This is a genomic window from Exiguobacterium sp. 9-2 (assembly GCF_036287235.1).
In the GTDB taxonomy this organism is placed as follows: Bacteria; Bacillota; Bacilli; order Exiguobacteriales; family Exiguobacteriaceae; genus Exiguobacterium_A.
This window is the reverse complement of the sequence record NZ_CP142850.1, coordinates 1-23,163: the sequence shown is the minus strand read 5'-3', so window position 1 is coordinate 23,163 and position 23,163 is coordinate 1. Positions and strand designations below refer to the sequence as shown.

General features: G+C 48.8%; 13 protein-coding genes, 3 tRNA genes, 3 rRNA genes and 1 other annotated feature. Of the genes, 1 reads left to right on the top strand and 18 read right to left on the bottom strand.

The window, feature by feature from the left end; translation table 11 throughout:
* Positions 1–42 precede the first annotated feature (42 nt).
* The 7 genes from VJ374_RS00095 to pdxS form a co-directional block, all read right to left on the bottom strand.
* Positions 43–132: transfer RNA gene (locus VJ374_RS00095), tRNA-Ser, on the bottom strand.
* 35 nt (positions 133–167) lie between these two features.
* Positions 168–258 (bottom strand) — tRNA-Ser (locus tag VJ374_RS00090).
* 39 nt (positions 259–297) lie between these two features.
* Positions 298–388, bottom strand: a tRNA-Ser gene (locus tag VJ374_RS00085).
* Between the two features lie 137 nt (positions 389–525).
* Positions 526–1,803, bottom strand: a complete 1,278-nt coding sequence (serS, locus tag VJ374_RS00080) for a serine--tRNA ligase (RefSeq protein WP_329469671.1) — start codon at positions 1,801–1,803, stop codon at positions 526–528.
* A gap of 61 nt (positions 1,804–1,864) precedes the next feature.
* Positions 1,865–2,072, bottom strand: a binding site (T-box leader).
* A 12-nt stretch (positions 2,073–2,084) separates the two neighbouring features.
* Positions 2,085–3,320, bottom strand: coding sequence for a D-alanyl-D-alanine carboxypeptidase family protein (locus tag VJ374_RS00075; protein WP_329469669.1), 1,236 nt, complete (start codon positions 3,318–3,320; stop codon positions 2,085–2,087).
* 91 nt (positions 3,321–3,411) lie between these two features.
* Complete coding sequence (gene pdxT, locus VJ374_RS00070) at positions 3,412–3,990, bottom strand: pyridoxal 5'-phosphate synthase glutaminase subunit PdxT (RefSeq protein WP_329469667.1); 579 nt, start codon at positions 3,988–3,990, stop codon at positions 3,412–3,414.
* Positions 3,984–4,871 (bottom strand): pyridoxal 5'-phosphate synthase lyase subunit PdxS, encoded by an 888-nt coding sequence (gene pdxS / locus VJ374_RS00065; RefSeq protein ID WP_290747827.1) that lies wholly within the window; start codon positions 4,869–4,871, stop codon positions 3,984–3,986. The genes pdxT and pdxS overlap by 7 nt, the downstream gene beginning before the upstream one ends.
* A 116-nt stretch (positions 4,872–4,987) precedes the next feature.
* On the opposite strand from pdxS, the gene pdxR reads away from it, so the two are divergent.
* On the top strand, positions 4,988–6,391 hold the full coding sequence (gene pdxR, locus VJ374_RS00060) for a MocR-like pyridoxine biosynthesis transcription factor PdxR (protein ID WP_035409890.1): 1,404 nt from the start codon (positions 4,988–4,990) through the stop codon (positions 6,389–6,391).
* A gap of 42 nt (positions 6,392–6,433) precedes the next feature.
* Here the strand turns inward: pdxR and guaB are convergent, their stop codons facing one another.
* The 11 genes from guaB to dnaA form a co-directional block, all read right to left on the bottom strand.
* Positions 6,434–7,900 carry an IMP dehydrogenase gene (gene guaB, locus VJ374_RS00055; RefSeq protein WP_035409917.1) on the bottom strand — a complete coding sequence of 489 codons (1,467 nt, stop codon included), beginning with the start codon at positions 7,898–7,900 and terminating at the stop codon, positions 6,434–6,436.
* Between the two features lie 151 nt (positions 7,901–8,051).
* A 5S ribosomal RNA gene (gene rrf / locus VJ374_RS00050) occupies positions 8,052–8,167 on the bottom strand.
* 47 nt (positions 8,168–8,214) lie between these two features.
* Positions 8,215–11,132 (bottom strand): 23S ribosomal RNA (locus VJ374_RS00045).
* A 167-nt stretch (positions 11,133–11,299) separates the two neighbouring features.
* A 16S ribosomal RNA gene (locus tag VJ374_RS00040) occupies positions 11,300–12,863 on the bottom strand.
* Together the 16S, 23S and 5S rRNA genes form the textbook arrangement of a ribosomal RNA operon.
* A 347-nt stretch (positions 12,864–13,210) precedes the next feature.
* Complete coding sequence (locus VJ374_RS00035) at positions 13,211–14,254, bottom strand: HD-GYP domain-containing protein (protein WP_035411716.1); 1,044 nt, start codon at positions 14,252–14,254, stop codon at positions 13,211–13,213.
* 88 nt (positions 14,255–14,342) lie between these two features.
* Complete coding sequence (gene gyrA / locus VJ374_RS00030; protein WP_329469662.1) at positions 14,343–16,955, bottom strand: DNA gyrase subunit A; 2,613 nt, start codon at positions 16,953–16,955, stop codon at positions 14,343–14,345.
* Positions 16,956–16,982: 27 nt separating this feature from the next.
* Positions 16,983–18,896 (bottom strand): DNA topoisomerase (ATP-hydrolyzing) subunit B, encoded by a 1,914-nt coding sequence (gene gyrB, locus VJ374_RS00025; protein WP_200864062.1) that lies wholly within the window; start codon positions 18,894–18,896, stop codon positions 16,983–16,985.
* Positions 18,897–18,906: 10 nt separating this feature from the next.
* Positions 18,907–20,061 (bottom strand): DNA replication/repair protein RecF, encoded by a 1,155-nt coding sequence (gene recF, locus VJ374_RS00020; protein ID WP_214856529.1) that lies wholly within the window; start codon positions 20,059–20,061, stop codon positions 18,907–18,909.
* 1 nt (position 20,062) lies between these two features.
* Positions 20,063–20,284: a S4 domain-containing protein YaaA gene (yaaA, locus tag VJ374_RS00015; RefSeq protein WP_023469865.1), complete on the bottom strand. Its 222-nt coding sequence runs from the start codon at positions 20,282–20,284 to the stop codon at positions 20,063–20,065.
* Positions 20,285–20,446: 162 nt separating this feature from the next.
* Entirely contained in the window at positions 20,447–21,580 is a 1,134-nt protein-coding gene (gene dnaN / locus VJ374_RS00010; RefSeq protein WP_023469864.1) for a DNA polymerase III subunit beta, read from the bottom strand.
* A gap of 191 nt (positions 21,581–21,771) precedes the next feature.
* On the bottom strand, positions 21,772–23,163 hold the full coding sequence (gene dnaA / locus VJ374_RS00005; RefSeq protein ID WP_056064610.1) for a chromosomal replication initiator protein DnaA: 1,392 nt from the start codon (positions 23,161–23,163) through the stop codon (positions 21,772–21,774).

Here is a 23,163-nt window from a genome sequence, read left to right as displayed (position 1 = left end):
GCAACAAAAAAGCACCTCAGAATTGAGATGCTTTATAAAAAGCGGAGTCGGTGGGATTCGAACCCACGCGAGCCTTGCGACCCCTAACGGATTTCGAGTCCGTCCCCTTCAGCCGGACTTGGGTACGACTCCATGATTATATTTATTTTTGGGTAAAAAAAAAGAAGTGGAGGAGGCGGTGGGATTCGAACCCACGCACGGCTTTCGCCGCCTGACGGTTTTCAAGACCGTTCTCTTAAACCACTTGAGTACGCCTCCAAGCTATAAAACGTGCATGTCGTTGTCAAAAAATAAAAATGGAGGAGGCGGTGGGATTCGAACCCACGCACGGCTTTCGCCGCCTGACGGTTTTCAAGACCGTTCTCTTAAACCACTTGAGTACGCCTCCGTACTTCTTACCAGATCAATGATGACCTGTCTGTTTTCCTGACATTAATTATGATAGCATCTGCCTTTTGACGTGTAAAGACCTTTTCTAAAAAAACTTTTTAAAATACAGAAAGGGGGATTACTCCCCCTTCTGACTTAAGCTTGAATCACTTCAAGACCACCCATGTATGGACGAAGCACTTCTGGAATAACAACTGATCCGTCCGCTTGTTGGTAGTTCTCTAAGATGGCAGCAACTGTCCGACCGACTGCAAGAGCAGAACCATTCAACGTGTGAACGAATTCTGGTTTCGCGTTCGCTTCGCGGCGGAAACGGATTTGTGCTCGGCGTGCTTGGAAATCTTCAAAGTTTGAACAAGAAGAAATTTCACGGTAGACGCCCTGACTTGGCATCCAGACTTCGATGTCGTATTTCTTCGCAGCCGTGAATCCAAGATCAGCTGTACACATGCTCAATACTTGATACGGCAGTTTCAGCTTTTTCAAGACTGTCTCTGCTTGTCCCGTTAACAATTCAAGTTGCTCGTAAGATTCTTCTGGTTTGACGAAACGAACGAGTTCAACTTTATTGAATTGGTGCTGACGGATCAAACCGCGCGTATCGCGTCCGGCAGAACCAGCTTCTGAACGGAAACATTGGCTGTATGCGGCATAGCCGATCGGTAACTGATCTGCAGTCAGGATTTCTTCGCGGTGCATGTTCGTCACTGGAACTTCTGCTGTCGGTACAAGGAAGTAGTTCGTCTCTTCAATCTTGAACGCATCCTCCTCGAATTTCGGCAGTTGTCCTGTTCCTGTCATTGAATCGCGGTTGACCATGAGTGGCGGCAAGATTTCTGTGTAGCCGTGCTGATCTTGATGGAGATCCATCATGAAGTTGATCAATGCCCGCTCAAGACGTGCCCCTGCCCCACGATAAAAGACAAACCGGCTACCTGTGACCTTTCCAGCACGCTCTACGTCAACGATCTTTAATTGCTCCATCAAATCCCAGTGCGGGACCGCTTCGAAATCAAACGCTGGTTTATCACCGACTTCACGGATGACGACATTGTCATCTTCAGAAGAACCGACCGGTACGCTGTCATGTGGAATGTTCGGAATACCGAGGAGAAGTTGATTCAATGTCGCTTCGACGTCACGTAATTCGTCGTCAAGCGTCTTGATCTCGTCCCCGACACTACGCATCGCAGCAATCGCTTCATCTGCATTCTCTTTATTGCGTTTCAGTTCAGCGATTTTTTTCGTCACTTCATTTCGTTCTGCTTTCAACACTTCTGTCCGCGCAATCAGTTCTCGACGCTTCTCATCAAGTGCAAGGAAACGGTTCATGTCCGTCAAGTCCTCTCCTCGGTGCGCTAACTTTTCTTGAATGGCGTCAAAATCTTGGCGTAATCGTTTAATATCAATCATCTGCAATTCCTCCTTTATGTCATAAAAAAAGGCGACTCGTCTCTTTCCGGTATTCCTACCGAAAAGGGACGAATCACCTGGATCCGCGTTGCCACCCTCATTGCTAGACACATCTAGCCAACTTAAGACGCGATAACGGGCGTACCCGCACCTTGTTCGCAAGGTGTGCGATCCGGCTCGATTCAATCCATCGATCTGACTAGTTCACACCATCCACTAGCTCTCTTAACAGTATCGATACATCTACTTGGTCCGTTCATAGCATCTTTATGAGATTAGTCTTACTTTACACCATCGTCTTGGAAGTTGACAAGAGCCGATTGTTGAATCGCTTGTTCAATTTGCTTCGACCAAGCCGTCCAAGCGCGGACGAGGCGTGTCGGAACACTCGCAAGTGGAACGGCAGTTGCGCTATACAAATTCACACGCGGTGTCTCAAAACCTGGTAGATAGACCCCATCGTCCGCGACCTGTACCGTACCGACGACTTCTTGTTTCGTCACAGGAGCTGTTGTTTTTGAGAAGTCGAACCGTGGTTCCCGCGTCTTCGCTTGTTTTAAGACCGTGATGTATAACGAACCGTCCGTGACGACGTCTAACTGCCGGACGGTTGCCCCTTTAATCGGAAGAGCGTCTTTGATCCGTTCCCCTTTTCCGTAATACGTCAACGGCTCAAACGTCGCAAAACCATAGTCGAGTAGCTTTTTCGTTTCCTTGAAACGGGCTTGATCGGAATCCGTTCGCATGACGACCGTGACAAGTGTCATATTATCCCGCGTCGTTACGCTCGCAAAGCAGTAACCTGCTAAATCGGTCGTTCCTGTCTTCATCCCCCGCATGCCAGCATATGCGAATTTTTCCTTCGCCAGCATCTTATTCGAGTTATTCAAGACTTCTCCATCAAGTTTCATCTGTGTTTTATTCGTCACATCCAGTACATCCGGATAATCCTTGATGTAGCGGATGACGAGTAACGCGATATCCGTCGCTGTCATCAGATTTGTTCCAGGAAGCGTCGCATCGACAGCATCAAGTCCGGAGGCATTCGCATACTCCGTATCGTTCATACCGAACTGTTTCGCTGTCTCATTCATTTTTTCAACGAACGTCGCCTCTGAACCGGATACCGTCTCGGCTAGCATGACGGCTGCATCATTGGCTGATTTAATGAACGCCGCGTTATACATCTCACGAACCGTATACGTTTTTGATTTAACGGGAACACGAGCGATGCCGGACGTGTTCGCAAGCTTCAACACTTTTGCACTCGGTTTGATTTTTTGATCCCACGTCAGCTTTTTTAATTCGATTTGTCGTCGAACGAGGTAAAGCGTCATCAGCTTTGTCATCGAAGCCGGTGGTAGAGAAACATCCGCTTCCGATTGAAGGAGGATTTTTCCTGTGACCGCATCGGCCATTATGTAAGACTCTGCTTGAATCGAAGGTGCCGCTTGTCCAGTTGTAGGAAAACCTACGACCAGCAGGACACTTAAACAGAGTAGCAAGATTCGTTTCATCGTGTCTCTCCTTCACTCAATCATTCATTTTACAAATAGTGTAGCACAAAAGAAGCACCCGACAGTAGAACCTGTCAGATGCTTCCACGCTTTACGAACGGATCGATTGACGCTGTTTAATCTTTTGTAAAAAATACTGATGTAAGCGATCGTCCTCTGTCAATTCAGGATGAAACGAGCACGCGAGGTGAAGTGATGTCTCGACAGCGACGATTTGGTCTTCAACCTTCGCGATCACTCGTGTTCCTTCTCCGATAGATAGAATCAATGGCGCTCGAATGAAGACTGCCTCAATCGACTCCTCAATTCCTTCAACCGGTAGCAATCCTTCAAATGAATCGATTTGTCGACCGAAAGCATTCCGACGGACCGTCATCGAAATCACGTTGAGATGACTCTGACCTGCTTCGACAGCGGTTGCGAGTAGAATCATTCCGGCACATGTTCCGAACATCGGTAACGTCGTCGCTTTTTCCCGAAGCGGTTCCAGCAAGGCATAACGCTCAATCAATCGACGCATCGCGGTCGATTCGCCGCCGGGTAAGACGAGTCCATCCAGTCTCTCGAGATCACTCGCATGTTTGACGAGAACGACCTCTACACCAAGACCTTCAAGTTGCTGTCGATGCTCACGGACCGCTCCTTGAACATCAAGAATACCGATTACCATCCGCGTGTCGCCATCCGTTCTTCAAACGGCATCGAAGTGACATCGATTCCCTTCATCGCTGTTCCGAGCCCTTTGGATAAAGAGGCAATCCGTTCAAAATCATCTTTATACGTAACCGCCTCAACAATCGCGCGAGCGACACGTTCTGGGTGTTCTGATTTAAAGATCCCCGATCCGACGAAGACACCATCTGCCCCTAAATGCATCATGAGAGCGGCATCAGCTGGTGTCGCAACTCCTCCGGCTGCAAAATTGACGACTGGTAGACGTCCCTGTGTCCGAATATCTCGTAATACTTCGTACGGAGCACCCCACTCTTTCGCAAATGTCATCAATTCATCTGAACTGACATGCAAAATCTGATTCAATTGCGCTTGAATTTGTCGCATATGGCGAACGGCTTCGACGACGTTCCCAGTTCCAGGCTCGCCTTTCGTCCGAATCATCGCCGCTCCTTCGGCAATCCGGCGAGCGGCTTCCCCAAGATCACGTGCGCCACAGACGAATGGTACGGTGAACTCCGACTTCAGTAAATGATATTGCTCGTCTGCCGGAGTCAGTACCTCGCTCTCATCGATGAAATCGACCCCCATCGATTCAAGGACACGCGCTTCGACGATATGACCAATTCGGCATTTTGCCATGACGGGGATCGAGACTGCCCCAAGTACTTCTTCCGTGATCAACGGATCTGCCATCCGTGCGACACCTCCGTCACGACGAATATCCGACGGGACACGTTCGAGTGCCATGACTGCAACAGCTCCTGCTGCTTCCGCAATCTTTGCTTGTTCCGCATTGACGACATCCATGATGACGCCACCCTTTTGCATTTCAGCCATTCCACGTTTGACACGATCCGTTCCTTGTTGACGTTCCATATCCATTCCCCCTTGGTTGACTTTCACCCCTTTAGTATACGGAACATTGACACTTTTAAAAGTATCAGTTTATGATGATTTCAACAGGTCAGTTTATTATGAAGGAGTCATACGAGATGGACATGCTATCATTTCAACTTACACGCGATCAAGAGAAACCTCTTTATGAACAACTTTATCAACAGATCCGAAACGAAATCATCGCCGGACGTTTAGCGTACGGCACGAAACTGCCTTCTAAACGAAAGCTCGGTCAATTCTTGAACTTAAGTCAAACGACGATTGAGCTTGCTTATCAACAACTTGTCGCAGAAGGTTATGTCGAATCCATCTCGCGTAAAGGGTATTTCGTTCTTGCCTATGAGGAACTTGCTTACGTCAAAACCTCACCCGTCATCGAACCGCGTGTGACTAAAGAAAAACCGGTCATCACGTATGACTTTCATCCAAGTAAGATTGAAGGGATCTCTTTCCCGTTCACCCGTTGGCGAAAGTATGCCAAAGACATCATAGATACCGATCACCATCCACTCGTCTCGCTCGGTCATCCGCAAGGCGATCTAACGTTGCGCGAAGAGATTGCGACTTATCTCTATCACTCACGTGGTGTCGTCTGTTCTCCGGAACAGATCGTCGTCGGTTCAGGTATCGAGCAACTGTTGCCCATCGTTCTTTTCTTACTAGGACGAAACGTCACGTACGGCATCGAAGATCCCGGTTATCATACGACACGCCTCTTGCTTGAAAATCATGAACGAATGATTGAACCGATTCGTGTCGATGCGAATGGATTACGCATCGATCAACTGCAGGAATCAAATGTTGATGTCATGTATGTCACACCGGCACATCAGTTTCCGTCCGGTAGCATCCTGTCCGTCAATCGAAGACACCAGTTGTTGAACTGGGCGGCGATGGATCCGACCCGTTTTATCATCGAAGACGACTACGATAGCGAATTCCGCTATAGCGGTAAATCGATCCCGTCTTTGCACAACATGGACAGCAATCGTGTCATTTATATGAGTACTTTCTCAAAATCGCTCATGCCTTCACTACGGATTGGTTATATGGTCTTACCGGAAGTTTTACGCGCACAGTATCAAGCCGAATTATCCCATTATACTTGTAGTGTCTCACGCTTTGATCAAACGATCTTGACACGTTTCATGAAAGAGGGCGACTTTGAACGACATCTCAATCGGATGCGTAAAGTCTATCGTCGTAAACTAGATGTGCTGATCCAATCGCTTCGCCGGATCCCTGCCTTACGGTTGACTGGCGAAAGTGCTGGACTCCATGTTGTCGTTTCCGTAGCGAACGGAATGACGGAGCAAGAGCTAGTAAAGCGGGCACAACAACAAGGCATCCAAGTATACGGTCTCTCTCAATACGCCCAGTTACCGCTTCTCTCCAATACGCCTCAAATCGTTCTTGGATTTGCGAGTCTCTCTGAGCATGAGTTGACGGAAGGATTACAATTATTGATAGACGCATGGAATCTGCATAGATCATCATAAAAAAAGCCTCGCCTTTCTGCTAGAGAAAGACGAGGCTTTTGTTTATTGACGTGTGTAGTTAGAGGCTTCTTTGGTAATTTGAATATCGTGCGGATGGCTTTCTTGCAAACCAGCGCCCGTCATACGGATGAACTGTGTCTCTTCACGCAATTCTTCTAACGTCGCAGCACCACAGTATCCCATACCTGAACGAATACCACCAACGAGTTGGTACACTGAGTCACCGAGTTTACCACGGTAAGCGACCCTTCCTTCGATTCCTTCTGGAACGAACTTCTTGTCTGCTTCTTGGAAATAACGGTCTTGGCTACCGCGTTTCATCGATGCTTCAGAACCCATACCACGGTACGTCTTGAATTGACGTCCTTGATAGATTTCCATCTCACCTGGGCTCTCTTCTACTCCTGCAAGCAAGCTTCCCAGCATGACAGCGTGACCACCAGCAGCAAGTGCTTTCACGATATCGCCAGAGTACTTAATGCCACCGTCAGCGATAATCGAAACGCCGTGTTTACGTGCTTCTGTCGCACAATCGAAGACGGCTGTGATCTGTGGTACACCGACGCCTGCAACAACACGTGTCGTACAAATCGAACCAGGTCCGATACCGACTTTAATGACAGATGCGCCGGCTTCAATCAAATCGCGTGTTGCTTCTGCAGTCGCAACGTTGCCCGCAATGATTGGTAAGGTTGGATATTCTTCACGTAATTCACGTACCTTGACGAGAACACCTTCTGAGTGACCGTGAGCTGTATCGACGACGAGTGCATCAACACCTGCATCGACCAGGAACTTCGCACGTGTTGAAGCGTCTTTCGTCACACCGACAGCTGCTGCGACAAGTAAACGACCAAATTGATCTTTCGCAGCATGTGGATACTGTTCGACTTTTTCGATATCTTTTGTCGTGATTAATCCTTTTAACACACCGTTCTCATCAACGAGTGGTAACTTTTCGATGCGATGCTTGTGGAGAATCTGTTCTGCTTCTGCGAGGGACGTACCAACTTTTGCTGTCACGAGTTCTTCTGTTGTCATTACTGTTTCAATGACAGTCGAATAATCCTTAACGAAACGAAGATCACGGTTCGTCAAAATTCCTACTAATTTACGCTCTGTTTCGTTGTTAACGATCGGAACACCTGAGATGCGGTACTTACTCATCAAATACTCAGCATCGTAGACTTGACGCTCTGGCGTTAAATAGAACGGATTCGTGATGACACCATTTTCAGAACGTTTGACGCGATCGACATGTTCTGCTTGTTCTTCCATTGACATGTTCTTATGAATGACACCAAGACCACCTTGGCGTGCCATTGCGATTGCCATCGGAGCTTCTGTGACTGTATCCATCCCAGCACTGATCAACGGAATATTAAGTGTGATCCCTTCACATAGCGTGACAGATAAATCAACGTCGCGCGGTAAGACACTCGAACGACGGGGTACGAGTAAGACGTCATCAAACGTCAAACCCTCTTTAGCAAATTTGTTCTCCCACATGTTATCCACTCGCTTTCTCTTTTATAAAAGAATATTGATGTTATGGTAACAAGCAGAGGGTGTCATGTCAATGACTCGACCAATAATCAGAACAGTCTGAAGTTTCACATAACACAAAAAGACCGACCTGCAATCTGCAGATCGGTCAAGTGCCTGGCAACGTCCTATCCTCACAGGGGGAAGCCCCCAACTACTTTCGGCGTTCAAGTGCTTAACTTCCGTGTTCGGCATGGGAACGGGTGTGACCACTTGGCTATCGTCACCAGACGATCGGGCTCGCGCCCTCAAAACTGAAGTCATCAACAAGCATCTGCTAGAACAAGGCCTCGACCGATTAGTATCACTCAGCTCCACATGTCGCCATGCTTCCACCCGTGACCTATCTACCTCATCGTCTCTGAGGGGTCTTTCTTGATTACTCAAAGGGAAATCTCATCTTGGAGGGGGCTTCATGCTTAGATGCTTTCAGCATTTATCCCGTCCGCACGTAGCTACCCAGCGATGCTCCTGGCGGAACAACTGGTACACCAGCGGTGCGTCCATCCCGGTCCTCTCGTACTAAGGACAGCTCTCCTCAAATTTCCTGCGCCCACGACGGATAGGGACCGAACTGTCTCACGACGTTCTGAACCCAGCTCGCGTACCGCTTTAATGGGCGAACAGCCCAACCCTTGGGACCTACTCCAGCCCCAGGATGCGATGAGCCGACATCGAGGTGCCAAACCTCCCCGTCGATGTGGACTCTTGGGGGAGATCAGCCTGTTATCCCCAGGGTAGCTTTTATCCGTTGAGCGATGGCCCTTCCATGCGGAACCACCGGATCACTAAGCCCGACTTTCGTCCCTGCTCGACTTGTAGGTCTCGCAGTCAAGCTCCCTTCTGCCTTTGCGCTCTACGAATGATTTCCAACCATTCTGAGGGAACCTTTGGGCGCCTCCGTTACTGTTTAGGAGGCGACCGCCCCAGTCAAACTACCCGCCTGACACGGTCCTCCAGCCGGATCACGGCTGCGAGTTAGAGACTCTATGCATGAAGGGCGGTATCCCAAGGGTGACTCCTCCGAAGCTGGCGCTCCGGGCTCGACGTCTCCCGCCTATCCTGTACATCATGCACAAAGCCTCAATATCAGGCTGTAGTAAAGCTCCATGGGGTCTTTCCGTCCTGTCGCGGGTAACCTGCATCTTCACAGGTACTATGATTTCACCGGGTCTCTCGTTGAGACAGTGCCCAAATCGTTACGCCTTTCGTGCGGGTCGGAACTTACCCGACAAGGAATTTCGCTACCTTAGGACCGTTATAGTTACGGCCGCCGTTTACTGGGGCTTCGGTTCAAAGCTTCGCTTGCGCTAACCCATCCCCTTAACCTTCCAGCACCGGGCAGGCGTCAGCCCCTATACGTCATCTTGCGATTTAGCAGAGACCTGTGTTTTTGCTAAACAGTCGTTTGGGCCTATTCACTGCGGCTCTACATGTGTAGAGCGTCCCTTCTCCCGAAGTTACGGGACCATTTTGCCGAGTTCCTTAACGAGAGTTATCCCGCGCGTCTTAGAATTCTCATCTCGCCTACCTGTGTCGGTTTACGGTACTGGCGCCTTCCCCCTCACTAGAGGCTTTTCTTGGCAGTGTGAAATCGTGACCTCCGTCCCTACGGGACTCCGCATCGTTCCTTGACTGTGATGCCTGACGGATTTGCCAATCAGACGGTCTTGAAACTTGCACATGCACTTCCATCCGCATGCGTCACTATCCTCCTGCGTCCCCCCATTGTTCAAACGGTGGATCGGCGGTACAGGAATATCAACCTGTTATCCATCGCCTACGCCTTTCGGCCTCGGCTTAGGTCCAGACTACTAACCTGAGCGGACGAGCCTTCCTCAGGAAACCTTGGGCTTTCGACGGAGGGGATTCTCACCCCTCTTTTCGCTACTCACACCGGCATTCTCACTTCCAAACGCTCCACTGCTCCTTCCGGTACAGCTTCACAGCGGTTTGGAACGCTCCCCTACCATTCCTTACGGAATCCGCAGCTTCGGTGGTATGTTTAGCCCCGTTACATTTTCGGCGCGGCGCCACTCGACTAGTGAGCTATTACGCACTCTTTGAATGGTGGCTGCTTCTAAGCCAACATCCTAGCTGTCTAGGCAGCGCCACATCCTTTTCCACTTAACATACACTTGGGGACCTTAGCTGGCGGTCTGGGCTGTTTCCCTCTTGACTACGGATCTTATCACTCGCAGTCTGACTCCCGAGTATAAGTTGCTGGCATTCGGAGTTTAACTGAATTCGGTAACCCTGTGGGGGCCCCTAGTCCAATCAGTGCTCTACCTCCAGAACTCTCAACCTCGAGGCTAGCCCTAAAGCTATTTCGGGGAGAACCAGCTATCTCCAGGTTCGATTGGCATTTCACCGCTACCCACACCTCATCCCCGCACTTTTCAACGTGCGTGGGTTCGGACCTCCAGTCAGTGTTACCTGACCTTCATCCTGGACATGGGTAGATCACCTGGTTTCGGGTCTACGACAACGCACTGAACGCCCTGTTCAGACTCGCTTTCGCTACGGCTCCGCCTCATCGGCTTAACCTCGCGCGTTATCGTAACTCGCCGGTTCATTCTACAAAAGGCACGCCATCACCCGTTAACGGGCTCTGACTACTTGTAGGCATACGGTTTCAGGATCTATTTCACTCCCCTTCCGGGGTGCTTTTCACCTTTCCCTCACGGTACTGGTTCACTATCGGTCACTAGGGAGTATTTAGCCTTGGGAGATGGTCCTCCCGGATTCCGACGGGGTTTCACGTGTCCCGCCGTACTCAGGATCCACTCTGGAGGGAAAACAGTTTCAGCTACAGGGCTGTCACACCTTCTTCGGCCGACCTTTCCAGGTCCTTCACCTACTGTCTTCCTTTTTGACTCCGTATAGAGTGTCCTACAACCCCGAAGAGCATGCTCTTCGGTTTGGGCTGTTCCCGTTTCGCTCGCCGCTACTCAGGGAATCGCATTTGCTTTCTCTTCCTCCGGGTACTTAGATGTTTCAGTTCCCCGGGTCTGCCTCACGTTACACTATGTATTCATGTAACATGTCCCATCCCATTACAGATGGTGGGTTCCCCCATTCGGAAATCTTCGGATCAAAGCATACTTACTGCTCCCCGAAGCATATCGCTGTTCGTCGCGTCCTTCATCGGCTCCTAGTGCCAAGGCATCCACCGTACGCCCTTCATACCTTGATCTAGCGTTGGTATTCTAAGAACACACGTCTTAAATGACATGGTTAATTAAAAGTTTGATGTCTTGTTGATGTCTTCAGTTTTCAAGGTGCGAGTGTCTCTTGCGAGACTGAGAGACGAGCTCTCAAAACTGAACGATGGGCATGTCCCGTAAGGGACGTTTTCCTTAGAAAGGAGGTGATCCAGCCGCACCTTCCGATACGGCTACCTTGTTACGACTTCACCCCAATCATCTACCCCACCTTCGACGGCTGGCTCCTTACGGTTACCTCACCGGCTTCGGGTGTTGCAAACTCTCGTGGTGTGACGGGCGGTGTGTACAAGACCCGGGAACGTATTCACCGCAGTATGCTGACCTGCGATTACTAGCGATTCCGACTTCATGCAGGCGAGTTGCAGCCTGCAATCCGAACTGGGAACGGCTTTATGGGATTGGCTCCACCTCGCGGTCTCGCTGCCCTTTGTACCGTCCATTGTAGCACGTGTGTAGCCCAACTCATAAGGGGCATGATGATTTGACGTCATCCCCACCTTCCTCCGGTTTGTCACCGGCAGTCTCCCTAGAGTGCCCAACTGAATGCTGGCAACTAAGGATAGGGGTTGCGCTCGTTGCGGGACTTAACCCAACATCTCACGACACGAGCTGACGACAACCATGCACCACCTGTCACCATTGTCCCCGAAGGGAAAACTTGATCTCTCAAGCGGTCAATGGGATGTCAAGAGTTGGTAAGGTTCTTCGCGTTGCTTCGAATTAAACCACATGCTCCACCGCTTGTGCGGGTCCCCGTCAATTCCTTTGAGTTTCAGCCTTGCGGCCGTACTCCCCAGGCGGAGTGCTTAATGCGTTAGCTTCAGCACTGAGGGGCGGAAACCCCCCAACACCTAGCACTCATCGTTTACGGCGTGGACTACCAGGGTATCTAATCCTGTTTGCTCCCCACGCTTTCGCGCCTCAGCGTCAGTTACAGACCAAAGAGTCGCCTTCGCCACTGGTGTTCCTCCACATCTCTACGCATTTCACCGCTACACGTGGAATTCCACTCTTCTCTTCTGTACTCAAGCCTTCCAGTTTCCAATGGCCCTCCCCGGTTGAGCCGGGGGCTTTCACATCAGACTTAAAAGGCCGCCTGCGCGCGCGCTTTACGCCCAATAATTCCGGACAACGCTTGCCACCTACGTATTACCGCGGCTGCTGGCACGTAGTTAGCCGTGGCTTTCTCGTAAGGTACCGTCAAGGTACGAGCATTCCCTCTCGTACGTGTTCTTCCCTTACAACAGAGTTTTACGATCCGAAAACCTTCATCACTCACGCGGCGTTGCTCCATCAGACTTTCGTCCATTGTGGAAGATTCCCTACTGCTGCCTCCCGTAGGAGTCTGGGCCGTGTCTCAGTCCCAGTGTGGCCGATCACCCTCTCAGGTCGGCTATGCATCGTCGCCTTGGTGGGCCGTTACCCCACCAACTAGCTAATGCACCGCAAGGCCATCTCAAGGTGACGCCGAAGCGCCTTTCATCAGCGGACCATGCGGTCCGTTGAACTATCCGGTATTAGCTCCGATTTCTCGGAGTTATCCCAATCCTTGAGGCAGGTTCCTTACGTGTTACTCACCCGTCCGCCGCTCATTCCACTGCCTTCCCTCCGAAGAGTTCCGTCAGCTTCCTGCGCTCGACTTGCATGTATTAGGCACGCCGCCAGCGTTCGTCCTGAGCCAGGATCAAACTCTCCATGAAGTGTTTGACTTGCTCGTTGTTGTGACCGAAGTCACGATTGACGAAGCTTGCGCTTCATTCATGTTTGTATTCCGTAGAATACGATTTTTGCCTCATCGTTCAGTTTTCAAAGTTCGTCCGCGCCTGTTTTGGCGACTCAATTAGAATACCAAGTCTGAAACAAGAAGTCAACAACTTTTTTGAAATTGTTTTTTTCGTTTGTTTCAAGCGCTTGTCTTTGTTAAGGACATGTAATAATATATCATGCGTTTTATTATTGCGCAACACTTATTTTAAAATTATTTTTAAAATCATGAACAAACCTCTTGAACCTTACGAATTCGGCTCAAGAGGCTATTTATTCCTTATCAATCCATCAATTGAATGATGCTATGCTGTCGTTCTTCCATTAAATCAACGATAATCCTTCTTCCCTGGTCTTCATAAGAAATGACGGGGCGATCAAAGACTGGATTCTTTTGAGCGATTGTTGCAATCTTCCCATTACTCATCAATACGCGATCACCGACTTCAATCGGTAGAAGTAACTGTCCAAGCAATAATACATATTTTGAACAATATTGCATCGGTCGCGCTTTTAAATGACGATATGCGTCAAACGGCGTATACGCTTCCCGGTATGGGCGCCAACTTGTCATTGCAGCAAAAACATCTGCTACAATGAACAATCGAGCATGATCTGCAATCTTATCACCTTTTACCTTTAGAGGATAACCAGATCCATCTAAACGTTCATGATGTTGAACAATCAAACGATTTACCGTGTCGGAGATAATCGTCTCCTTTTGCAAGACTTGATATGCCATTGCCGGGTGACGTTGAAAAATTTCCTGTTGCATCGCTTCATAACGTTTCGTGTGACGCCATTCCATGATCCGCGCTAGTCCGTAATCCGCAAAATAAGATGCCGTCCACAGCTCATGGATCATTTTCCGTTCTTTTCTGACTGCTTCAGCAAGCATCTGGGCAACTGCTCCTCGATAAATGGCATGTCGCACAGTGTAAGCTTCCGTTCCCCGTTCAAGGAAGAATGGCAGAACATCTTGTCTCGTAATTTGTTCCGGGACGGACTGTTTGACCCAACTCAAAGCTTCATACACATTTGGCTTCATCCCCTGTTCCCATGACATGAAGACTTTATTATAGGAGCGAATGAACTCTTCAAAAGGATGTTCTATCTGCGCAGCCACTGTTTCAATCTGTATCTTTTCACCTTCGACAAGATCAGGACGATCCTCGATGGTGACTTCTTTAATCAAAAACCGTTGGATTCGTCGTAACTCGTCGGTTCCAATTTTTTTCCCTGCTTCTACGATCGGATGATCTGTATGTAAGTAGATCGATTCGGTTAAACGATCCCCGATGCGTAATTGGTCACTTGCCACTCGCATATCGCTTCGTTCCTTTCTCTTCTTTCTATATATGTAGATAAAAGCAGCAGAGTGGTATCACTCTGCTGCTTCCTTACTGACGTCTTGCTTACTCTTCCACTTCTTCTGAAGCATCCGATTCGACTACATTCTCTTCTGATACAAGATCCGTATCTTCTTCCGTTTCATCGGTTTCTTCTCGTTTCAGTTTCGCAACCGTTGCAACACGGTCACCTTCTTCAATTCGAATGACCTTCACCCCTTGGGTGTTGCGACCGACACGTGAAATGTATTGCGAGTCTGTCCGAATAACGATACCGCTCTCTGTCATGATCATGATGTCATCATCGACATCAACGATTCGCATGGCAACGATTTGACCGACGCGATCTGTTACCTTACTCGCGATCAATCCTTTCCCACCACGCGATTGACTACGGAACTCGGTCATCGGTGTTCGTTTACCGAATCCTTTTTCCGTAATAACCAGAACATCTTGTGCATCACGTGCAAGTTCCATCCCGACGACGAAATCGTTTGGGCGTAACGTCATCGCTTTGACACCACGAGCACCACGTCCCATCGAGCGGACATTCGTGATTGGGAAACGAATCGCTTTCCCGCTTGTTGAAACAGCAAAGACTTCATCATCCGTCGATGCAAGACGAACGGATGTCAATTCATCGTCTTCAAACAACCGAATCGCAATCAAACCATTTTTGTTGATCCGGGCATATGCGGACAACGGTGAACGTTTGACACGCCCTTTGCGTGTCATGAAGATCAATGATTTTTGCTCATCTTGAACGACTTCTTCCGTTTCGAGCGCTTCTTCCGTCTCTTCAATCTCTCCTTCAACCACCTCTACAGGTGCTTCAGTTGCTTGTTGCTCCTCAAGATAACGTTTGAAGTTGACTGGAATCATCGTCTCGACCTTTTCATCGCGTTCAATTTGGATGAGGTTGATGATCGGCACACCTTTTGATGTCCGGCTCATCTCCGGTACTTCATATCCACGAATCCGGTAGACTTTCCCGCGGTTCGTAAAGAATAGAATCGTATCATGCGTCGAACAAGACAAGAGACGCGTAACGTAATCCTCGTCGTTCGTTCCGATTCCTTGAACGCCACGTCCGCCGCGGCGCTGTGTCCGGTACGAATCCGTCGTCATCCGTTTGATATAACCACTGCTTGTCAACGTGATGATGATATCTTGTTCCGGAATCAAGTCTTCATCTTCGAATTCGATATGATCCATCCGGATTTCCGTCCGACGCTCGTCGTTGAAACGTTCCTTCAACTCCTCGAGTTCTGTCCGGATCAAATCAAGCAAGACTTCTTCACTCGCAAGGATGCGGTTCAGTTCTGCGATCAATTGCATGATTTCGTCATATTCTGCTTCAATTTTTTCCCGCTCAAGACCTGTCAGGCGTTGTAAGCGCATATCGAGAATCGCTTGTGATTGTTTCTCAGATAACGCAAAACGCTCCATCAACTGTTCACGTGCTGCGTCTGCTGTCCGGTTACCGCGAATGATTTGAATGACTTCATCCAAATGATCAAGCGCAATCCGTAGACCAGCGAGCAAGTGTTCACGTGCTTCTGCTTTTTCGAGATCGAACTGTGTCCGACGACGAACGATTTCTTTTTGATGCTCGAGGTAATGATAGAGCATTTCTTTAAGCGTCAATGTTTTCGGACGCCCTCCGACGATCGCAAGCATGTTGACACCAAACGTCGTTTGCATCGACGTCTGTTTATACAAGTTGTTTAAGATGACACTTGCATTCGCATCACGACGGACTTCCATGACGATCCGCATACCGCGGCGATCTGACTCATCCCGTAAATCCGTAATGCCTTCGATTTTTTTCTCGCGGACGAGATCGGCAATCTTTTCAACGAGGCGGGCTTTGTTGACCTGATAAGGCAACTCCGTCACGATGATCCGTTCGCGGTCTTTTTTCGTCTGTTCGATTTCTGCTTTCGCACGGACGATGATGGAGCCACGTCCTGTTTCATATGCGCGACGAATCCCGCTACGACCAAGAATTTCACCAGCCGTTGGGAAATCAGGTCCCGGAATGTGCTGCATCAATTCTTGAATCGTGATTTCGGGATCGTGAGACAGTGCTAAGACACCATCGATGACCTCACCTAACTGGTGCGGCGGAATGTTTGTTGCCATCCCGACCGCGATCCCGCTTGAACCGTTGACGAGCAAGTTCGGGAAGCGCGACGGTAAGACTTCCGGTTCGCGTTCCGAACCATCGTAGTTATCTTTAAAGTCAACTGTGTTTTTGTTGATATCGCGAACGATTTCCATTGCGATTTTTGACATACGAGCTTCCGTATATCGCATCGCAGCCGCCGAGTCTCCATCGACCGAACCGAAGTTTCCGTGTCCATCGACGAGTTCATAACGATAGCTGAAATCTTGCGCCATGCGGACCATCGTGTCATAGACGGCAGAATCCCCGTGCGGGTGATACTTACCGATGACTTCCCCGACGATACGGGCAGACTTTTTATGTGGTTTATCGGCACGAATACCGAGGTCGTTCATCGCATAGAGAATCCGGCGGTGTCCGGGTTTTAAACCGTCCCGTACGTCCGGAAGAGCACGTGCGACGATGACACTCATCGCGTAGTCCATGAAGGACGTACGCATCTCTTGACTGATATTAATATCCTTGATGATTCCGTGATTTTGTTCGGACATGCTTCTGGCCACCCTCTCTGTTCAGCGTTAAATATCCAGGTTCTTGACGTAATGTGCGTGGGATTGAATGAAGTCGCGTCGTGGTTCGACCTGATCTCCCATCAAGATATCGAAGACTTCATCCGCTTCGATCGCATCTTGAAGCTCGACACGCAACATTTGACGACCACTTGGATCCATCGTCGTTTCCCAAAGCTGCTCTGGATCCATCTCTCCAAGACCTTTGTAGCGCTGAATATCGTACCGTGCGTTTTCAGGAAGCGCTGCAAGCGCCTCTGTCAATTCACGTTCGTTATGCACGTACGTGATGTTCTTCCCTTGTTTGATTCCGTATAGCGGTGGCTGAGCGATATAGACGTATCCATGCTCGACAAGCGGACGCATGTAACGGTAGAAGAACGTCAACAAGAGTGTCCGGATGTGGGCACCATCGACATCGGCATCGGTCATGATGATGACTTTGTGGTAGCGTGCCTTCTCGATATTGAACTCAGAACCAATACTTGTCCCGAGAGCCGTGATGATCGTCCGGATCTCATTGCTTCCAAGAATCTTATCAAGACGTGCTTTCTCAACGTTCAAGATTTTACCGCGAATCGGTAAGATTGCTTGGAAATGACGATCACGTCCGGATTTCGCAGAACCACCCGCTGAGTCACCCTCAACGATATACAATTCGGAAATCGACGCATCACGTGACGAACAGTCGGCCAGTTTACCTGGAAGCGAGCTGACTTCAAGAACACCTTTACGGCGTGTCAATTCACGTGCGCGTTTCGCTGCCATCCGGGCGCGCGACGCCATCATCCCTTTTTCGACGATTGCGCGTGCGTTCGTCGGATTTTCAAGCATGAACTGCTCAAATGCACCAGAGAAGAGCGAATCCGTGACCGTACGTGCGTCGGAATTCCCAAGTTTCGTCTTCGTCTGTCCTTCGAACTGCGGGTTCGGGTGCTTGACAGAAACGATCGCTGTCATCCCTTCCCGTACGTCTTCACCGGACAGTGTACCGTCTGCATCCTTCATCAGACCGAACTTTTTCGCGTAATCATTGATGACGCGTGTCAAAGCTGTCTTGAAGCCGGTCTCGTGCGTACCACCCTCATGCGTCGGGATGTTGTTCGTGAACGAGTAGATATTTGACGCAAATCCATCGTTGTACTGAAGTGCGACTTCGACTTCGATGCCGTCTTTTGTGCCGTGTACGTAGACAGGTTCTGCGTGAACGACTTCTTTTGAACGGTTTAAGTGTTCGACGTAAGATTTAATCCCACCTTCGTAGTGGAAACTACGCGTCATTGGCTCATCCGCACGATCGTCCGTGATGATGATCTTCAAGCCTTTGTTTAAGAAAGCAAGTTCCCGCAGGCGTGTCGCTAGCAAATCGTAGTCATACTCGAGCGTTTCTTGGAAAATCTCACCGTCTGGGAAGAAACGAATCGTCGTTCCGGTCTCTTCTGATGTTCCAATCACTTCAAGATCTTGTGCTGGTACACCGCGATGATACGCTTGGTAATACAACTTTTCATTCCGTTTGACGAATACTTCAAGTTTCGTCGACAGGGCGTTAACGACCGAGGCCCCAACACCGTGTAATCCACCCGATACTTTATATCCGCCACCGCCGAATTTACCACCGGCGTGGAGGACTGTCAGGATGACCTCAACGGCAGGACGACCCATCTTCTCTTGAATGTCGACTGGAATACCGCGTCCGTTATCCTCGACTAAGATCGAGTTCCCTGGTTCGATCGTGACTTTGATCGTGTCACAGTATCCTGCGAGCGCCTCATCGATCGAGTTATCGACAATCTCCCATACGAGGTGATGGAGACCTTTTGATGCCGTCGAGCCGATATACATCCCTGGACGTTTACGTACTGCTTCTAATCCTTCAAGAACTTGAATCTGATCGGCACCGTATCCTTGTTCCAATTCCATATCTTCATGATTACTCATCGGTTTTCTCACCTACTGTTTCTTTATATGATGTCTCTTCCAAATCGACCGTCCCTTGTTTCACGTGGAACAACTTCGCTTGGTTGATCGTTTCATGCGCAATCCCATCGACGCTTGTCGTCGTCAGGATCGTCTGGACCTTTTGTTGCATCGTATCGAGCAAATGTGTTTGACGATGATCATCAAGCTCGGATAAGACATCGTCGAGTAGAAGAAGTGGATACTCTCCGACTTCCTCGTGAATCAATTCGATCTCTGCAAGCTTTAACGAGAGGGCTGCTGTTCGTTGTTGTCCTTGTGAACCATATGTTTGGACGTTTCGTCCGTTGACTTCCATCTCAAAGTCATCACGATGTGGTCCAAACAACGTAACTCCTCTTCGGATTTCATTTTCTTTTATTTTACCAAACTTCTGCGTGTAGGACGCAGTCATTCCTTCGACATCGAGTAATTCATTGCCAAATGTGTCCGAACGATAGATGAGCGCGAGTTCTTCCTGTCCACGACTAATTCCGTCATGAATCGGTCGTGCCCACTTTTCGAGTTGGGCCATGAAATGATGGCGGCGCTGAACGATTTTAACGGCTAGCGTAATCATTTGCTCCGTCAAGATATCAAGGAAGGTCTCGTCTCCTCCCTTCATGGACAGTTGTTTCAGCAACGCGTTGCGCTGCTTCAACACTTTCAGATACTGACTCAATTCATGCAAATAGACCGGGCTAACTTGACCGATCTCCATATCGAGAAACCGTCGGCGGACTTGTGGACTGCCTTTGACGATATGCAAATCTTCCGGGGCGAATAAAACGATGTTCAGTGCCCCGACATAATCACTCAAGCGTCGTTGCTCTAGATGATTTAGTTTTGCTTTTTTCCCGCGACCCGAGATGACGATCTCCTGGACATGAGAACCTGTTCGTTTGACGACACGTCCTTCGACGCGCGCTGTCTCCTGGTCCCAACCAATCAGTTCCTTATCATGCGTCGTCCGGTGAGACTTCGCGAGAGCGAGAACATAGATCGCTTCCAATAAGTTCGTCTTCCCTTGTGCATTTTCACCAATCAGAACATTCGTCTTTTCGGAGAATGACAGTTCGAGTGCGTCATAGTTGCGATAATGACTGAGTCGGACTGAATCCAGCCGCACGTTAGTTACCCTCGTTCTTGATGATGAACTGACCGTAGTCTTCTACATCAATGATGTCTCCATCCCGTAATTTACGACCACGTCGCTGATCGACTTCGCCGTTGACTAGAATTGGCACCTCTGCTAAAAACGGTTTGGCTTGCCCTCCGCTTGAGATGATATCCGACAGTTTCAGGAACTGCCCTAATGTGACATATTCCGTTGTAATTCTGATTTCTTGCATGGATTGACTCCTCCTACCTACATATTATAAATGACGTACTCTTTATTGTACTAAATATTGAACGATTTAGCAAAATTCCCGAACGTATATACGGTATACGAAAAAGACGGGTCCGATGTCGAAACGATCGAACCCGTCTTGTCACGTGTTTTATGTTGATGCTTACGCCGTCCGGACTGGAAGAATCAGTTGCAAGACGTTATCTTGATCAACTGGATGCAAGATGAATGGACGAATCGAACCCGTGAACTGGATTTCGATATCTGTCGCGTCAAGCGCCTTTAAGGCATCCATCATGTACTTCGAGTTGAACGAGATTTTCAGTTCTTCCCCTTCAAGCGAAAGGATGCTGACTTGCTCCGAGACTTTCCCGACTTCTGGTGAATGCGAAGAGATCTCGACCGCTGTCGTTCCTTCAGCTGCAAACTTGATGACGTTGTTACGGTCCTCACGTGCGAGCAGTGACGCGCGATCGATCGCTTGGAGCAATTCTTTCGCGTTCATGCGGACAGCTGTCCGATACTCTTCTGGAATCAAACGTGATGTATCCGGATAGTTTCCGTCAAGTAGACGCGAGAAGAAGAGGACGTGTTTCATCTTGAACAAGATTTGTTGGTTCGTGATCGTAATATCCACATGACCATCCCCAAGTAACTTCGATAATTCATTTAAGCTCTTACCAGGAACGATGACGTTCTGGAACGAGATGTCCGTATCTGTCTCAAACTGAGCACGACGCAGGGCTAAACGGTGACTATCCGTTGAGACACACGTCAAGATGCCTTTGTCGGCTGAAAAGTTCACACCTGTGAGAACAGGACGTGTTTCTTGAACAGCGACAGCAAAGCTTGTTTGACGAATCATCGACCGTAAGAGATCAGCCGGTAAACGGAAACGTTGTCCCCCATCGACTTGTGGAAGACGTGGGAACTCATCTGGATCAAGACCGTTTAAATGGAATTCCGCTGTTCCTGACTGAATCCGTGTCATGAAGTTCGGTGAGACTTCAAGTGTCACTTCGTCTTTTGGCATCTTTTTGACGATATCGCCGAAGAAGCGGGCATTCAAGACGACACTACCAGCACGGTGGACCGTGACATAAGACGTTCCGTTCTCTTCTGCATAGATTGTCCGTTCAATCGAGATTTCTGTATCGCTTCCTGTCAGCGTCATGCCATCTCCATGAGCTTCGAGTTTGATCCCTGTCAGAATCGGAATTGTCGTGCGGGATGAGACCGCTTTGGCTACATCTTGTACTGCTTGAATTAAAGCTTCGCGTTGAATGGTGATATGCATATCGTCGTTAGACTCCTCTCGAAAATAATGGGCATGCGCCCATCATAACATAATAATATATTTTTTTAATAATAGTCTTAGGGGCTGTGGATAGTGTGGATAAGTCGGTGGATAACTTGATATAGAGCCAAAAATGGTGTGGATAAGTTGTGGATAACCACCCTGCTTTATCCACATGTTTATCCACAGTTTTACGAATGCTTCAACTCATGCTTGATTTGTTCGATGACTTTTCCTGTTTCACCGTCTGATTTGATCAACATACTGATCTTTTCATGGGCATGGATGACGGTGGTATGGTCGCGTCCTCCAAATTCCTCCCCAATCTTCGGTAATGAGCTTTCCGTCATCTCACGCGAAAGATACATCGCGATTTGACGTGGAAAGGCAATCGATTTCGTCCGTTTCTTCGCCTTAAGATCATCAAACGGCAAGTTGAAATGCTTACTGACCGACTCCTGGATGTCACGAATTGTGACTTTACGCGGTTCGGCGACTGGCATGATGTTATGCAAGGCTTCTGCAGCGACATTTGGATCAATCGGTCGTCCGACGAGATTCGCATAAGCGATGACACGCGTCAACGCTCCTTCGAGCTCACGGATATTCGTATCAATCTGACTTGCGATGTAGAGCATGACTTCGTTTGAGACATCAAGCTGTTCAGCATTCGCCTTTTTCCGTAAGATTGCAATCCGTGTCTCGAGATCCGGTGGCGTGATGTCGGTAATCAATCCCCATTCAAAACGAGAACGGAGCCGATCTTCAAGCGTTGGAATCTCTTTTGGCGGTCGGTCACTCGAAATGATGATTTGTTTTTGGTCGTTATGCAGTGCATTAAATGTGTGGAAAAACTCTTCTTGCGTCTGTTCTTTGCCCGCAAGGAACTGGATGTCATCAATTAAGAGGACATCGATGTTACGGTATTTATTTCGAAACTCAACCGTCTTATTATCACGGATGGAGTTAATAAAGTCATTTGTAAAGCGTTCAGAAGAGACATAGGCAATCCGTGTCCCAAGATTTTGATCTTGAACGTACTGTCCGATGGCATGCATCAGATGGGTTTTGCCAAGACCAACGCCACCGTAGATGAAAAGCGGATTATATGCTTTAGCAGGTGCTTCAGCAACAGCCAGTGAAGCGGCGTGTGCAAAACGGTTCCCCGATCCGATGACAAATGTATCGAACGTGTACTTCTCATTTAATTGTCCAAGTTCACTCATCGTCAGTTCATCTGTCGGTTTGCGCGTGTTCAATGGACGTGATTTTGGAGCCGGTGTTGCTTCGATCCGTTCCTCTTCTTGTCGATCGAGCATTTTCTTCGCTTGTCCCTCTTCAATGAACTGAATATCGAGTCGGCTTCCGGTTACTTCCTCAACTGTGTCTTCGAGTAAAGATAAGTACTGGCGCTCAAGCCACGTCACCGTAAATGCAGCCGGTGCTGAAACGAGTAAAGTCGTTCCATTTAGCGTAACGCCTTCTGTGGACTTCAACCACATATCATAACTGGCTTTCGGTGTTCGTTCCTCTTCCTCAATCACAGACAAGACATTATGCCAAAGTTCGGCAGCGTTTTTCAT